The organism is Streptomyces sp. MK37H, assembly GCF_018035285.1.
In the GTDB taxonomy this organism is placed as follows: domain Bacteria; phylum Actinomycetota; class Actinomycetes; order Streptomycetales; family Streptomycetaceae; genus Streptomyces; species Streptomyces endocoffeicus.
The window spans coordinates 11,877-28,701 of the sequence record NZ_JAAAYH010000013.1 but is presented as its reverse complement, the minus strand read 5'-3'; the positions used below and the strand labels follow the sequence as shown (position 1 = coordinate 28,701).

The window sequence follows — 16,825 nt, the reverse complement described above, 5'->3', positions numbered from 1 at the left end:
GTCGTTCCTTACTACTTCCATGGGTGACATAACAATGAACGAAGAGAAGCTTCTCGACTATCTCAAGCGGGTGACCGCGGATCTCCAGCAGACTCGCCAGCGCCTGCTCGAGGCCGAGTCAGCGGACCAGGAACCGATCGCGATCGTCGCCATGAGCTGCCGGTTCCCCGGAGGGGTGAACTCTCCCGAAGACCTGTGGCGCCTGGTGGCGGACGGCACCGACGCGATCTCGGAATTCCCCATGGACCGGGGCTGGGACATCGACGCCCTCTACGACGAGGACCCGGACCGTCCCGGCACCAGCTATACGACCGAGGGCGGTTTCCTGGAGAACGCCGACCAGTTCGACCCGGCGTTCTTCGGGATCTCGCCGCGTGAGGCGCTGTCGATGGACCCGCAGCAGCGACTGCTGCTGGAGACCTCGTGGGAGGCGATCGAGCGCGCGGGCATCGACCCGATGTCCCTGCGCGGCAGCAGGACCGGCGTGTTCGTCGGCACCAACGGCCAGGACTACTCCATGCTCATGCTCGGCGCGGCCGAGAGCCTGGAGGATGTCGAGGGCCACTCGGGCACCGGCAACGCGGCGAGCATCGTCTCCGGCCGGATCTCCTACACCATGGGTCTCGAGGGCCCCGCGCTCTCCGTGGACACGGCGTGCTCGTCGTCCCTCGTGGCCCTGCACCTCGCCGTTCAGGCGCTGCGCCAGCGCGAGTGCACGCTCGCGCTGGCCGGTGGCGTCACGGTGATGTCCACCCCGTCGGCGTTCGTCCAGTTCAGCAGGCAGCGCGGGCTGGCCGCGGACGGCCGGTGCAAGCCGTTCGGCGCCGCGGCCGACGGCACCGGCTGGGGCGAGGGCGTCGGCATGCTGCTCGTGGAGCGGCTGTCCGACGCCGAGCGCAACGGCCACAAGGTGCTGGCCATCGTCCGGGGTTCGGCGATCAACCAGGACGGCGCGTCCAACGGTCTGACGGCGCCCAACGGCATCTCGCAGCAGCGGGTCATCCGCCAGGCGCTGACCAGCGCCCGGCTGTCGGCCGCCGAGGTGGACGCGGTCGAGGCGCACGGGACGGGCACCACATTGGGTGACCCGATCGAGGCCCAGGCGCTGATGGCCACGTACGGGCAGGACCGGCCCACCGACCAGCCGCTGTGGCTGGGCGGCATCAAGTCGAACATCGGGCACACGCAGGCCGCCGCCGGTGTCGCCGGGGTCATCAAGATGGTGATGGCCATGCGCGAGGGCGTGCTGCCGAAGACGCTCCACGCGGAGGAGCCGTCGCCGCACATCGACTGGACCGGCGGCGCCGTCTCCCTGCTGCACGAGACGGCCCCGTGGCCGGACCGGGACCACCCGCGCCGCGCCGCCGTGTCCTCGTTCGGCATGAGCGGCACCAACGCCCACACCATCCTGGAGCAGGCCCCGGAGTCCGAGGTGGCCGAGGCCACTGAGGCCGAGGTCGCCGACGGTCCGGTGGCGTGGGTGGTCTCGGGCCGTGGCGCCGAGGGGCTGCGGGCGCAGGCCGGGCAGCTCCACACATTCCTCACGGAGCGCCCGGAGTTGAACGCGGCGGACGTGGCGCTCTCGCTGGCCACGACCAGGTCCGCCTTCGAGCACCGGGCCGTGGTGACCGGGGCCGGCCGTGAGGAGCTCCTCCAGCGGCTGGAGGCGGTCGCCGAGGACACCTCCACGTCGAACGGAGTGGTGCGCGGGAGGACCGGCGACGCCGGCCGCTCGGTGTTCGTGTTCCCTGGTCAGGGTGCGCAGTGGATGGGCATGGCGGTGGACTTGCTGGAGTCCTCGCCGGTGTTCGCTGAGGCGATGGCCGAGTGCGAGACGGCCCTGTCGGCGTATGTGGACTGGTCGTTGACGGATGTCCTGCGTGGCGCGGAGGGCGCTCCCGGTTTCGACCGGGTGGATGTGGTCCAGCCGGTGCTGTTCGCGGTGATGGTGTCGCTGGCGAAGCTGTGGCGTTCGGTGGGTGTCGAGCCGGATGCCGTGATGGGTCACAGCCAGGGCGAGATCGCCGCGGCGTGTGTGGCCGGTGCGCTCTCGCTCCAGGACGCGGCCAAGGTGGTGGCCCTGCGCTCGCAGGCCATCGCGGTGGGCCTTGCCGGTCGTGGTGGCATGGTCTCGGTCGGCCTGCCGGTCGAGCAGGTCAAGGAGCGTATCGCCGCCTGGGATGGCGCGATCTCGGTCGCCGCGGTCAACGGTCCCGGCTCCGTGGTGGTGTCCGGTGACCCGGGCGCGCTGGACGAGATGGTGGCCCAGCTCGAGGGTGAGGAGATCCGGGTCCGCCGGGTGCCGGTGGACTACGCCTCGCACTCCGCGCACGTGGAGGCCATCCGCGAGGAACTGCTGAAGGTCCTCGCCGGTATCGAGCCGCGCGCGTCGCAGGTGCCGTTCTACTCGACGGTGTCCGGCGAGCTGGTGGACACGACCGGTCTGGACGCCGAGTACTGGTACCGCAACCTGCGGCAGACCGTCGAGCTGGAGGCCACCACTCGGAGGCTGCTGGACGACGGCCACTCCGTGTTCATCGAGACGAGCCCGCACCCGGTCCTCACCCTTCCCGTACAGCAGACGGTTGAAGCCGCTGAGGCCCAGGCCGTGGTCGTCGGCACGCTGCGGCGCGACGAGGGCGGCCTGGACCGGGTCCTGACCTCCGCCGCCGAGGTGTTCGTCCGCGGCGTCACGGTGGACTGGACCGCCCTGCTCGAGGGCCGTGGCGCCCGCCGGGTGGAGCTGCCGACCTACGCCTTCCGGCGTCAGCGCTACTGGCTGGACGTGTCGGCCGCCGAGACGTCCGCCACCGCCGACGGCCCGGCCGCGGACGCGGTGGACGCGCGCTTCTGGGAGGCCGTGGAGCGCGAGGACCTGGAGGCGCTGGTCCGCACGCTGGAGGTGGAGGACGAGGAGCAGCAGTCGTCGCTGACGGCGTTGCTTCCCGCGCTGTCGTCCTGGCGCCGTCAGCGCCGTGAGCAGAACACCGTGGACAGCTGGCGCTACAAGGTGGTCTGGAAGCCCCTGGCGTCCGCCACCGAGGCGGCCCTCTCGGGCACCTGGCTCGTCGTCCTCCCCGCGTCGCACGCCGACGACGCCCTCGTCTCCGCCACGGTGAACGGGCTGGAGACGAGCGGCGCCGGCATCGTCCGGGTGGTGCTCGACGAATCGGGCAACGACCGCTGGACAGTGGCGGAGCGGCTCCGCGCGGCGCTCGACGAGGCCGGGGTGGAGCCCTCGGGCGTGGCGGGCGTGTTCTCGCTGCTGGGGCTGGACGAGTCCGGCCACGCGACGTTCGAGGTGGTGCCCGCCGGACTGGCGGCCATGGTGGCGCTCGTCCAGGGGCTGGGCGACGCCGGTGTGGTGGCCCCGCTGTGGTGCGGCACCCGGGGCGCGGTGTCGGTCGGGCGCTCCGACCGGCTGGTGAGCCCGGTGCAGGCGATGGTGTGGGGCCTGGGCCGCATTGTCGGCGTGGAGTACCCCCAGCGCTGGGGCGGTGCGGTCGATCTGCCCGAGAGCATGGACGGCCGCGCGGTGGCCCGTCTGATCGGAGTGCTGGCGGGTACGGAGGGCGAGGACCAGGTCGCGGTGCGCGGCTCCGGTGTGTTCGCCAAGCGCATGATGCGTGCCGCCGCGGCCGAGGACGCCGAGGGCCTTGGCTCCTGGCAGAGCCGGGGTTCGGTCCTGGTGACGGGTGGCACGGGTGCGCTCGGTGGCCATGTGGCCCGGTGGCTGGCGCGTACGGGTGCCGAGCATCTGGTGCTGACGAGCCGTCGTGGCATGGAGGCCGAAGGCGCCGCCGAGTTGAAGACGGAGCTGGAGGGACTCGGCGCCCGGGTGACGGTCGCGGCGTGTGACGCGGCCGACCGCGAGGCGCTGGCCGCGGTGCTGGAGGCCATCCCGCGGGAGTTCCCGCTGACCGCCGTGGTGCACACGGCCGGTGTGCTGGACGACGGTGTGGTGGACGCGCTGACGGTGCGCCGTGCGGCCGGGGTGCTGCGCCCGAAGGTGGATGCCACGCGGAATCTGCACGAGCTGACCGCCGGGATGGACCTGTCGGCGTTCGTGCTGTTCTCCTCCGGGGCGGCCACGTTGGGTGGCCCGGGTCAGGGCAGCTACGCGGCGGGTAACGCCTACCTCGACGCGCTGGCGCTGCAGCGGCGCGCGGACGGCCTTCCGGCCACCTCCATCGCCTGGGGCGCCTGGGCCGGAGGCGGCCTCGGCTCCGGCGAGGTCGGCGAGCGGATGGACCGTTCCGGCGTGGTCGGTATGGTGCCCGAGCTGGCCATCTCCGGAATGCAGCAGGCCCTGGAACTGGACGAGACCTTCCTGGTCATCGCCGAGATCGACTGGGACCGCTTCCAGCCGGAGTTCGTCGGCTCACGTCCGAACGCGCTGTTCCGCGAGGTGCCCGAGCTGAACCGCCCGGCCGCCGCCAGTGGCGCGGACGCGGGCGACGGCGACGACGCGATTTCCGCGCTGCGCCGGGAGATGGCCGAGCTGCCCGCCGCCGAGCAGCCCAAGCTGCTCCTGGAGCTGGTGCGCAACCAGGCCGCCGACGTCCTCGGCTACGACAACGCCGACGCGGTGGAGGCCGACCGTGCCTTCCGCGACCTCGGCTTCGACTCGCTGACCGCCGTCGAACTGCGCAACCGCCTCGGTGTGGTCACCGGCCTCCGACTGCCGGTCACCTGTGTCTTCGACTACCCGACCGCCACGGTGCTGGCCCGGTACCTGCACACCGAGATGTTCGGCGACCAGCCGGTCACGTCGGGCGCCACCGCCGCCGCACCCCAGCGGCCGGAGGGGCTCGACAGGCCCCTGACCACCGATGAGCCCATCGCCATCATCGGCATGAGCTGCCGGTTCCCCGGCGGGGTGCGCAGCCCCGAGGAGCTGTGGGACCTGCTGATGGCCGAGGGGGACGTGATCTCCGCGTTCCCCGAGGACCGCGGCTGGGACATCGACGGTCTCTACGACCCCGACCCCGAGAAGTCCGGCACCAGCTACGTCCAGGCGGGCGGCTTCCTCGACGAGGTCGGCCACTTCGACCCGGGCTTCTTCGGGATCTCGCCGCGTGAGGCGATGGCGATCGACCCGCAGCAGCGGCTGCTGCTGGAGACCTCCTGGGAGGCGTTCGAGCGCGCCGGGATCGACCCGGTGGCGCTGCGCGGAAGCCAGACCGGCGTCTTCGTCGGCTCCAACTACCACGACTACGGCTCGCGCATCCTGAGCGACGCCGAGGGAGTGGAGGGTTACCTCGGACTCGGCAGCGCCCCCAGCGTCTCGTCCGGCCGTATCTCCTACACCTTCGGCTTCGAGGGCCCGGCCGTCACGGTGGACACCGCGTGCTCGTCGTCGCTGGTCGCCCTCCACCTGGCCTGTCAGTCGCTGCGGCAGGGCGAGTCCTCGGTGGCGCTGGCCGGCGGTGTGACCATCATGGCCACGCCGGGCACGTTCATCGAGTTCAGCGCCCAGCGGGTGCTGTCGTTCGACGGCCGGTGCAAGGCGTTCTCGGCGGCCGCCGACGGCACCGGCTGGTCCGAGGGCGTCGGCATGCTGCTCGTGGAGCGGCTGTCGGACGCGCAGCGCAACGGCCACAAGGTGCTGGCCGTCATCCGGGGTTCGGCCATCAACCAGGACGGCGCCTCCAACGGTCTGACGGCGCCCAACGGCCCGTCGCAGCAGCGGCTGATCGAGCAGACGCTGGCCAGCGCCCGGCTGGTCTCCGCCGATGTGGACGTGGTCGAGGCCCATGGCACCGGCACTCCGCTCGGTGACCCGATCGAGGCGCAGGCACTGCTGGCCACCTACGGCCAGGGCCGCCCCGAGGGCCAGCCGCTGCTGCTGGGCGCCATCAAGTCCAACATCGGTCATACGCAGGCCGCCGCCGGTGTCGCCGGGGTCATCAAGATGGTGATGGCCATGCGCGAAGGCACCCTTCCCAAGACACTGCACGTGGACGAGGCGTCGCCGCATGTGGACTGGTCGGCGGGCGACCTGGAGCTGCTGACCGAGGCCGTGCCCTGGCCGGAGCGGGACCACCCGCGCAGGGCGGCGGTGTCCGCCTTCGGTGTGAGCGGTACCAACGCGCACACCATCATCGAGCAGGCGCCGGTCTCCGACGAGCCGGAGGCGCCACGGGCCGAGGAGGCCCCGGACACCACCGCGGCCCCGGTGCCGTGGCTCCTGTCCGGCCGGACCGACGCCGCCCTCCGGGGTCAGGCCGAGCGGCTGCGGGACCAACTGGCCACCGCCACCGAAGAGTTCATGCCCACCGTGGACGTCGGTTATTCCCTCGCGATGACCCGGTCGCTCTTCGACCACCGGGCCGCGCTCGTCGGCGAGGACCGCGCGGACCTGCTGCGTGGCCTCGAGGCCATCGCGAAGGGCGAGACCGCGCCCGGCGTCGTACGCGGCGTGGCGGGAGCGGCCGGCAAGACGGCGTTCCTGTTCTCGGGCCAGGGCGCGCAGCGCCTGGGCATGGGCCGTGAGCTGTACGGCGCCTTCCCGGTGTTCGCCGACGCGTGGGACGAGGTGTGCGCCCATCTGGACGGTCTGCTGGACCGTCCGCTGCGGGATGTGGTGTTCGCGGCGGAGGGGAGCGCGGACGCCGAGCTGCTGGACCAGACGGCGTTCACCCAGCCCGCGCTGTTCGCGGTCGAGCTGGCGCTGTACCGGCTGCTGGAGCACTGGGGCGTCAGCCCGGATGTGGTGATCGGCCACTCCATCGGTGAGATCGCCGCCGCCCATGTGGCCGGGGTGTTCTCGCTGGAGGACGCGTGCGCCCTGGTGGCCGCCCGTGGCCGGCTGATGCAGGCGCTGCCCGAGGGCGGCGCCCTGGTGGCGGTGCAGGCGTCCGAGGACGAGATCGCGCCGTCGCTGGCCGGTCATGAGGCCGAGGTGAGCATCGCCGCCGTCAACGGCCCGGCCTCCGTGGTCATCGCCGGTGACGAGGCACCGGCGCTGGAGATCGCCGCCGAGTGGGAGCGGCAGGGCCGTAAGACCCGCCGGCTGCGGGTCAGCCACGCCTTCCACTCGCCCCGCATGGACGCGATGCTCGGCGACTTCCGCAAGGTCGTCGAGGAGCTGACGTTCACCCCGCCGGCCATCGCCCTGGTCTCCAATGTGACGGGTCAGCCGGCCGGTGCGGACGAGGTGTGCTCCGCGGAGTACTGGGTCCGCCATGTGCGGGAGGCGGTGCGGTTCGCGGACGGTGTGCGGGCGCTCGAAGCGCAGGGCGTGTCCCGGTTCGTCGAGGTCGGCCCCGATGGCGTGCTCACCGCGATGGCGCGGGAGTGTCTGACGGCGGAGGAGCCTTCGGCACCCGTCGTGGTGCCGGTGCTGCGCAAGGACCGTCCCGAGACCCGGGCGCTGACCACGGCGCTGGCCGAACTCCACGTGAACGGCGTCGCGGTGGACTGGGAGCGGCTCTTCGCCGGACGTGACGCCCGGCAGGTCGAGCTGCCCACCTACGCCTTCCAGCGGGAGCGCTACTGGCTGGAGGCCCTGACGTCGTTCGCCAGCGATGTCACCGCCGTGGGGCTCATCCCGCCGACGCACCCGCTGCTGGGCGCCGCCGTCGAGCTGCCCGACGCGGACGGCTTCCTCTTCACCAGCCGCCTCTCGCCGCAGACGCACCCGTGGCTCGTCGACCACACGATCCAGGACACGATCCTGCTGCCCGGCACCGCCTTCCTCGAACTGGCGCTGTACGCCGCCGACCAGGTGGGCTGCGACCGGGTCGAGGAGCTGACCCTCATGGCGCCGCTGGCGCTGCCCGAACGCGGCGCGGTCCACCTCCAGTTGGCGGTCAGCGGGCCGGACGAGAACGGCGCGCGCTCGCTGAATGTGTACTCCCGGCTGGAAGCGCCCGGCATGGAGCAGCCGTGGATCCAGCACGCGTCCGGCCTGCTCGCCCAGGGCGGCGCACCGGACGAGACCGGCCAGGCCGACCTCGCCGTATGGCCCCCGGAGGGCGCGGAGCGGATCGACACCGAGGACGTCTACGACCGGATGGCCGCGGGCGGCTTCGCCTACGGTCCGGTCTTCCAGGGGCTGCGGTCGGTGTGGATCCGTGGCGACGAGGTCTTCGCCGAGGTGCGGCTGCCCGAGGAGAACGCCTCGGAGGCCGGGCAGTTCGGGCTGCACCCGGCCCTGCTGGACGCGGCGGTCCAGGCCGTCATGTTCGTACCCCAGGAGGAGGCGGGCCTCGCCCGGCTTCCGTTCTCCTGGACCGGCGTGTCGCTACGGGCTACGGGCGCCTCGGAACTGAGGGTGCGCCTGAGCTCGCTCGGGCCCGACTCCATCGGCCTCACGGTGGCCGACACCAGTGGCCGCTCCGTGGCCACCGTCGACTCCCTGGTGCTGCGGCTGGTCGCCGAAGGGCAGATCCAGTCGGTCGGCTCCCCGGCGGGCGGGCACGACTCGCTCTTCCGGCTGGACTGGACCCCCGTCCCCGTCGGTGCGCCGGCCCCCGCCTCCGAGGGCACCTGGGCCGTGCTGGGCACCGACGACCTGGAGGTGCGCTCCGGCTTCGAGGCAGCGGGCGCGGACGTGGTGGCGTACGCGGATCTGGCCGCGCTGCGCGAGGCGATCGACTCCGGGGCCACGGCGCCGGACGTCGTCATGGTGGCGGGCGCCGCGGAGGCGGCCGGCATCGACGACGGCGCGGACCTGGCGGGACGGGTGCGTGGTACCACGTACCGGGCGCTGGAGCTGGTGCGGACGTGGGTCACCGACGAGCGGTTCGACGACTCCTACCTGGTGTTCGTGACCCGCGGCGCGATGGGTGCCCGCTCCTCCGACGAGGTGCGCACCCCGGCCGAGGCCGCCGTATGGGGCCTGCTGCGCTCCGCGCAGACCGAGCACCCCGGGAAGTTCCTGCTGGTGGACCTGGACCCGGAGGAGCAGGGCGAGGTGTCCTCGGTGCTCCGGACGGCCCTGACCGTCGAGGAGCCGCAGGTGGCCGTGCGTGACGGACGGGTGCTCGCGGCGCGTCTCGCCCGGGTGGTCCCGGCCGAGGACCGGCCCGAGCCGGAGACCACTCCGTTCGACGGCCGTGGCACGGTGTTGATCACGGGTGGTACGGGTGGTCTGGGTGCGCTCTTGGCCCGTCATCTGGTGGTGGAGCACGGTGTCGAGCGGTTGGTGCTGACGAGTCGTCGTGGTGCGGAGGCGCCGGGTGCGGCGGAGTTGGTGGCGGAGCTGGCGGGGCTGGGTGCCGAGGCGGAGGCGGTGGCGTGTGATGTCGCCGATCGTGCCTCGGTGGAGAGTCTGTTGAAGGGGATCGGTTCGGAGCGTCCGCTGTCGGCCGTGGTGCACGCCGCCGGTGTGCTGGATGACGGTGTGGTGGAGTCGCTGACGCCGGAGCGGGTGGACAAGGTGCTGCGTCCGAAGGTGGATGCCGCGCTGCACCTCCACGAGCTGACCCGTGGCCTCGACCTCTCCGCGTTCGTGGTGTTCTCCTCGGCCTCCTCCAACTTCGGTGGCGGCGGCCAGGCCAACTACGCGGCGGCCAACGCCTTCCTGGACGCCCTGGCGCACCAGCGCCGCGCGCTCGGCCTCCCCGCGGTCTCCCTGGCCTGGGGCATGTGGGAGCAGCGCAGCGAGATGACCGGGGACCTCGGCGAGGCGGACCTCCAGCGCATCGCCCGTGCCGGGCTGAACGCGCTCACCTCCGAAGAGGGCCTCGCGCTGTTCGACGACGCGCTCGGGACCGACGAGACCGTGCTCGTGCCGACCCATGTGGACCTCGCCGCCCTGCGCGTCCAGGCCCGCACCGGCGACGTGCCCGCTCTGCTGCGCGGCCTGGTGCGGGTGCCCCGGCGCCGGGTCGCGGCGGCGGAGACCACGCAGACCGGCACCGGGTCGCTGCGGGACCGCCTGGCCGGTCTCTCCGCGGCCGACCAGTACCGGGCCCTGCTGGACCTGGTGCGGGTGCAGGTGGCGACCGTCCTCGGGCATGGCTCGCCGGAGGCGGTGGAGCCCGACATGGCCTTCAAGGACATGGGCTTCGACTCCCTGACCACGGTGGAACTGCGCAACCGGCTCAACGCGGAGACCGGGCTGCGGCTGTCGGCCGTGCTGGTCTTCGACCACCCGACCCCCACGGCGCTGGTGGACCACCTGCGGGAGGAACTCCTGCCGGACGGCGGCGCGGGCGAGCCCGTGGTCTTCGCCGAGCTCGACAAGCTGGAGCCCCTGCTCTCCAACGTGATGGACGACGGCGAGACCCGCACCAAGGTGGCCGACCGGCTGAGGGAGCTCCTGGAGAAGCTGGGCGAGGCCGCCGACGGCGATGCCACCGCCGAGGTGGCCGAGCGCATCGGATCGTCCTCCAACGACGAGCTGTTCGCCTTCATCGACAACGAACTGGGTCTCTCGTGAACCGTTCTCAAGAGCCCGCCAAACCCCACTGGAAAGAAAGTGACGGAGAACGGTGAGTGAGACAAAGCTCCGCGACTATCTGAACAAGGTCACGACCGATCTGCACCGCACCCGTCTGCGCCTGAAGGAAGTGGAGGCGAAGAACCGGGAGCCGATCGCGATCGTCGCGATGAGCTGCCGCTTCCCCGGCGGGGTCAGCTCTCCGGAGGAGCTGTGGCGCATGGTCGCCGACGGCGCCGACGGGCTCTCACCGTTCCCGAAGGACCGCGGCTGGCACGAGGAGGTGTACAACCCGGACCCCGAGAGCCAGGGCACGAGCTATGTGAACGAGGGCGGGTTCCTGCACGACGCCGCCCTGTTCGACCCGGTGTTCTTCGGGATCTCCCCGCGTGAGGCGCTGGCGATGGACCCCCAGCAGCGGCTGCTGCTGGAGGCGTCCTGGGAGGTCCTGGAGCGGGCCGGTATCGACCCGCTGTCCGTCAAGGGCACCACCGGCGGCGTGTTCATGGGCGCCGCCTACCAGGGCTACGGTTCGGCCGGCCCCCTGGAGGCCGAGGAGGTCGAAGGCCATCTGATGACGGGGCAGACTCCCGCCGTCACCTCCGGCCGGATCTCCTACGTCCTCGGCCTCGAGGGCCCCGCGGTGACGGTGGACACGGCGTGTTCGTCGTCCCTGGTGACGCTGCACCTGGCCGCGCAGGCGCTGCGCCAGGGCGAGTGCGACTTCGCCCTGGCCGGTGGCATCACCGTGATGGCCGTCCCCGGGACGTTCACCGAGTTCAGCCGCCAGCGAGGGCTGGCGTCCGACGGCCGCTGCAAGCCCTTCGCGGCGGCCGCGGACGGCACCAACTGGTCCGAGGGCGTCGGCGTGCTGCTCGTGGAGCGGCTGTCCGACGCCCGCCGTCACGGCCACCCCGTGCTGGCCGTGGTGCGCGGCTCCGCGGTGAATCAGGACGGCGCCAGCAACGGCCTGACGGCCCCCAACGGCCCCTCGCAGCGCAGGGTCATCCGCCAGGCGCTCGACAACGCCGGACTCACCCCCGACGAGATCGACGTGGTCGAGGCGCACGGCACGGGCACCTCTCTGGGCGACCCGATCGAGGCCCAGGCGCTGATCGCCTCCTACGGCCAGGACCGGCCGCAGGACCGGCCGCTGTGGCTCGGATCCATCAAGTCCAACATCGGCCACGCGCAGGCGGCGGCGGGTGTCGCGGGCATCATCAAGATGGTGATGGCCATGCGGCACGGCGTCCTGCCCAAGACGCTGCACGTGGACGAGCCGACCCCGCACGTGGACTGGTCGGCGGGGGCGGTGGAGCTGCTGACCGAGGCCCGGCCCTGGCCGGAGACGGGCCGTCCGCGCCGGGTGGGGATCTCCTCCTTCGCCATCAGCGGCACCAACGCGCACACCATCATCGAGCAGGCCCCCGAGGCCGAGGAGCCGGAGCAGGCCGAGCCCGGGGCCGAGGCGCCCGAACCGGTCGTCTCCGCCGTCGTGCCGTGGCTGGTGTCCGGCAAGGGCGAGGCCGCGCTGCGGGCCCAGGCCGAGCGGCTGCACGCCCGTCTGACGGAGCACGGCCCGGACCTGGACGGGGATCCCGCGCCGGCGTCGGCGGCGGACGTCGGCTACTCCCTGGCGGTGTCCCGGTCGGCGTTCGAGCACCGCGCGGCGGTGATCGGCGAGGATCGCGAGAGCCTGCTGCGCGGCCTTCGGGCCCTGGCCCAGGGCGAGATCGCGCCGGGCGTGGTCAGGGGACAGGCGGCGAAGGGGCGCAGGACCGCCTTCCTCTTCACCGGTCAGGGTGCGCAGCGCCCGGGCATGGGGCGGGAACTGTACGACGCCTTCCCGGTGTTCGCCCGCGCCCTGGACGAGGTGTGCACGCATCTGGACACGCTGCTGGACCGTCCGCTGAAGGACGTGATGTTCGCGGCCGAGGGCGGTGCGGACGCCGAGTTGCTCGACCGCACGGCGTTCACCCAGCCCGCGCTGTTCGCCATCGAGGTGGCGCTGTTCCGGCTGCTGGAGCACTGGGGCGTCACCCCGGATGTGCTCATCGGCCACTCGGTGGGCGAGATCGCCGCCGCGCATGTGGCGGGCGTGTTCTCGCTGGAGGACGCCTGCATGCTGATCGCGGCCCGCGGCCGGCTGATGCAGGCGCTGCCCGAGGGCGGCGCGATGGTCGCGGTCCAGGCGTCGGAGGAGGAGATCTCCGGTTCGCTGGCGGGCCGTGCGGCCGAGGTGAGCATCGCCGCCGTCAACGGCCCCACCTCCGTGGTCATCGCGGGCGACGAGGCCGCGGCGCTGGAGATCGCCGGGCAGTGGGCGGAACAGGGCCGTAAGACCCGCCGGCTGCGGGTCAGCCACGCCTTCCACTCGCCGCGCATGGACGCGATGCTGGACGACTTCCGCAAGGTCGTCGAAGGGCTCTCGTTCGGCCCGCCGGCCGTCCCCTTCGTCTCCAACGTCACCGGGGCACTGGCCTCGGAGGCCGAGGTCCGCACCCCCGACTACTGGGTGCGGCATGTGCGCGCGGCCGTGCGCTTCGCGGACGGGGTGCGCAGCCTCGAGGCGCAGGATGTGAACACCTTCGTGGAGGTCGGCCCGGACGCCGTGCTGTCGGCCATGGCCCAGGACTGTCTGACCGAGCGGTCCGAGCGCGCCACGGGCGGCCCGGTGATGGTGCCGGTGCTGCGCAAGGACCGGCCGGAGACCCAGGCGCTGACGGCCGCCGTCACCGAACTCCACATCCACGGCGTCACAGTGGACTGGGACCGGGTCTTCTCCGGGCGCGGCGCGCGGCGGGTGGACCTCCCCACCTACGCCTTCCAGCGTCAGCGCTACTGGCTCGACTCCACCGCGGCCATCGGCGACGTCGGCTCGGTGGGCCTCGGACCGGTGTGGCACCCCCTGCTGGGCGCCGTGGTCTCGCTGGCGGGCGGCGGCGGAGTGCTGCTGAGCGGGCGGCTGTCGCTCGCCACCCACGCCTGGCTCGCCGACCACGCGGTGCACGGAGTGGCGCTGGTCCCCGGGACGGCGTTCGTGGAGATGGCCGTCCAGGCGGGCGACCAGGTGGGCTGCGGCCGGGTCGAGGAGCTGGTCCTCGAGACGCCCCTGGTGGTGCCCGAGCGCGGCGGCGTCCAAATCCAGGTCGAGGTGGGCGAGGTCGACGCCCTCGGCCATCGTGAGGTGAGCGTCTACTCGCGGAACGAGTCGGCCGACGACCGGGCCGACCTCGGACAGCCGTGGGTGCGGCACGCCCACGGTGTGCTGACCCCGCCCGGCCCGGCGGCCTCGTTCGACTTCGCCAAGTGGCCGCCGGGCGGCTCCAAGCCGGTTGACGTCTCCGGCGGGTACGAGCACGCCGCCGAGCACGGGCTGCGCTACGGCCCCGCGTTCCAGGGGCTGCGGCGCGCCTGGCGGCGCGGCGACGCGGTGTTCGCCGATGTGGAGCTGTCCGAGGACCAACTCGGCACCGCGAAGTACTTCGGTCTGCACCCCGCCCTGTTCGACGCCGCCCTCCACGCCATCGGCGTGGGCAACGCGGCACGCGGCGGCGAGGACGCGCCGAGCGCGGGCACGCTGCTGCCGTTCTCCTGGCGGGGCTTCTCCCTGGACGCCGTCGGCGCGGGCGCGCTGCGCGTACGGGTGATCCCGGACGGGCGGCAGGCGGTGTCGCTGGCGATCGCCGACACCTCGGGCCGCCCGGTGGCCTCCGTCGACTCCCTCGTCCTGCGGCCCATGCAAGCCGACGCGCTCCGCAACGCGGGCCGGGTGGCCGGTGACGCGCTGTTCCGCATGGAGTGGACGGCGGACGCGGCCAAGCCCGCCGAGGGCGTGGCCGCGGGCTGGTCGGCGGTGCTGGGCGACGACCGCCTCGGCGTGGGCGCCGCCCTGGAGGCGTCGGGCGGTACCGCCGATGTGTACCCGGACCCGGTGGCGCTCGGCGACGCCGTGGCGGCGGGCACGCTCATGCCCGGCATGGTGGTGCTGCCGGTCGCCCCGGGCGGCCCGGACGTGGTGGAAGAGGTGCACACACGGGTCGCCGAGGCGCTGGAGGCCGTCCAGTCGTGGGTGGCGGACGAGCGGTTCGCGGGCACCCGGCTGGTGCTCGTGACACAGGGCGCCGTGGACACCGGTGACGGTGTGACGGACCTGGCGGGCGCGGCCGTGTGGGGACTGGTGCGCTCGGCGCAGTCGGAGAACCCGGGCCGGGTGGTGCTGGTCGACACCGACGATGTGGAGCGGTCGGCGGCGCTTCTCGCCGAGGTGGCGGCCTCCGGCGAGGAGCAGGTGGTGGTGCGCTCCGGTGAGGTCCGCGTGCCGCGCCTGGGCCGGGCGCTGCCCTCGGGCGACGCCTCGGAGTCGGAGGTGTTCGGCTCCGGCGCGGTGCTGCTCACCGGCGGCACGGGTGTGCTGGGCGGCCTGGTGGCCCGGCATCTGGTCACCCGGCACGGCGTCAGGAAGCTGGTGCTGCTCTCCCGCCGTGGCGCGGAGGCGGACGGCGCCGCCGAGACACGGGCCGAGCTGGTGGCCGCCGGTGCCGAGGTGCTGATCGAGGCGTGTGACGCAGCCGACCGCGAGGCGCTCGCCGCGGTGCTGTCGGGGCTGCCCGAGGGGTTCGCGCCGAGTGCCGTGGTGCATGCTGCCGGGGTGCTCGACGACGGGCTGTTCGCCTCGTTGACGCCCGAGCGGGTGAGCGCCGTGCTGCGCGCGAAGGTGGACGCGGCGTGGAACCTGCACGAGCTGACCGCGGGGATGGACCTGTCGGCGTTCGTCCTGTTCTCGTCGGCCGCCGGTGTGCTCGGCGCCGCCGGGCAGAGCAACTACGCGGCGGCGAACGTGTTCCTGGACGGCCTCGCCTCATGGCGCCGCGCCCAGGGGCTGCCGGGTGTCTCGCTGGCGTGGGGCCTGTGGGCGCAGGCCAGCGGCATGACCCGGCACCTGGAACAGGGCGACCTGCGCCGGGTGTCGCGCTCCGGTCTGGTGCCGCTCTCCTCCGAGGAGGGCCTGGAGCTGTTCGACGCGGGTGTCACCTCCGGTCAGGCCGTGGTGATCCCCACCCGGCTGGACCTGGGCGCCCTGCGCGCCCAGGGCGCCGCACTGCCCGCGGTGTTCCGTGCCGTCGTCCCGGATTCCCCCGTCCGGCGGGCGGCCGGTGCGGCGAAGTCCGAGGCGGGCGACCAGTCCACCCAGCTGCGGCAGCGGCTGGCCGGGCTGTCGGAGGCCGAGACCGAGGAGGCGCTGCTCGAACTGGTGCGTACCCTCGCCGCCGCGGTGCTCGGGTTCGGGTCCCCCAATGACGTGGACACCAGCCACGAGTTCATGGAGATGGGCTTCAACTCCCTGACGGCGGTGGAGTTCCGCAACCAGCTCGCCGCGGTCACCGGTCTCCGGCTCAACACCACGGTGGTCTTCGACTTCCCGAGCCCCACCGAGCTGGTGGCCCATCTGCGGCCCCGGATCGCGGCCGGGATCGCGTCCGCCCCCGCCGGCCGTCAGACCCAGGAGGCGTCGGCCCCGGCCGCTCCGGCCGCCGCCCAGGCCGCCGCTCCGGCACCCGCCGAGGCGTCTCCGGCGGCGCAGGCGGACGCGCCCGACACCCTCGGCTCCCTGTTCCGGGAGGCGGCGGCGCAGGGCAAGACCAAGGTCGGCATGGATCTGCTGGTGAACGCCGCGCGGCTGCGTCCGACCTTCGAGGACCCGGCCGACTTCGAGGGGAACATCAGGCCCGTACGGCTCTCCCGGGGCGCCGAACACCTCAAGCTGATGTGCTTCTCCTCGTACATGGCGCTGGGCGGCGTCCACCAGTACGCGCAGCTCGCCGCCCCCTTCCGGGGCAGCCGGGACGTCGCGGCCCTTCCCGCCGTGGGGTTCGTCCAGGGCGAGAGCCTTCCGGCCACCCCGGAGGCGCTGTTCCGCTTCCAGGCGCGGATCGTCGCCGAGTACGCCGACGGCGCCCCGGTCGTCCTTCTCGGCTCGTCGGCCGGAGGAATGATCGCCCACTCGGTGGCCGCCGCTCTGGAGAGCCAGGGCACACCGCCCGCCGGAGTCGTCCTGCTGGACACCTACCTGCCGTACAGCGCGAGCATCGGCCAGTTCGAGGACGCGATGCTGGACGAGATGTACGAGCGGGAGGCCCTCGTCTCCATGGAGGGTGTCCGGATGTCCGCCATGGGGTGGTATCTGCATCTGTTCGAGGGGTGGAAGCCGCCGGAGAGCGCGGTTCCCAGCCTTCTCGTCCGGGCGGCCGAACCGATGGGTGAAGTGGCCGCGGACGCGTCGAGCTGGCAGGCGGACTGGCCGGCCGACTCCACGATCGACGTCCCCGGAACCCACTTCACGATGATGGAGAAGCAGGCGGGCACCACCGCACAGGCCATCGAGGACTGGGTGGCCAACCTCTAGCGCACCACGCGCCCGCCCGCATCGATGGC

1 protein-coding gene and 1 pseudogene are annotated in these 16,825 nt (G+C 73.0%); both read left to right on the top strand.

Features of this window, described 5'->3' with window-relative positions; genetic code table 11:
• Positions 1-34: 34 nt before the first annotated feature.
• Complete coding sequence (locus GWI24_RS03730; protein ID WP_210944459.1) at positions 35-10,390, top strand: type I polyketide synthase; 10,356 nt, start codon at positions 35-37, stop codon at positions 10,388-10,390.
• Between the two features lie 58 nt (positions 10,391-10,448).
• Positions 10,449-16,796: pseudogene (locus GWI24_RS03725) on the top strand (type I polyketide synthase); the annotation flags it as partial.
• Positions 16,797-16,825: the final 29 nt, after the last annotated feature.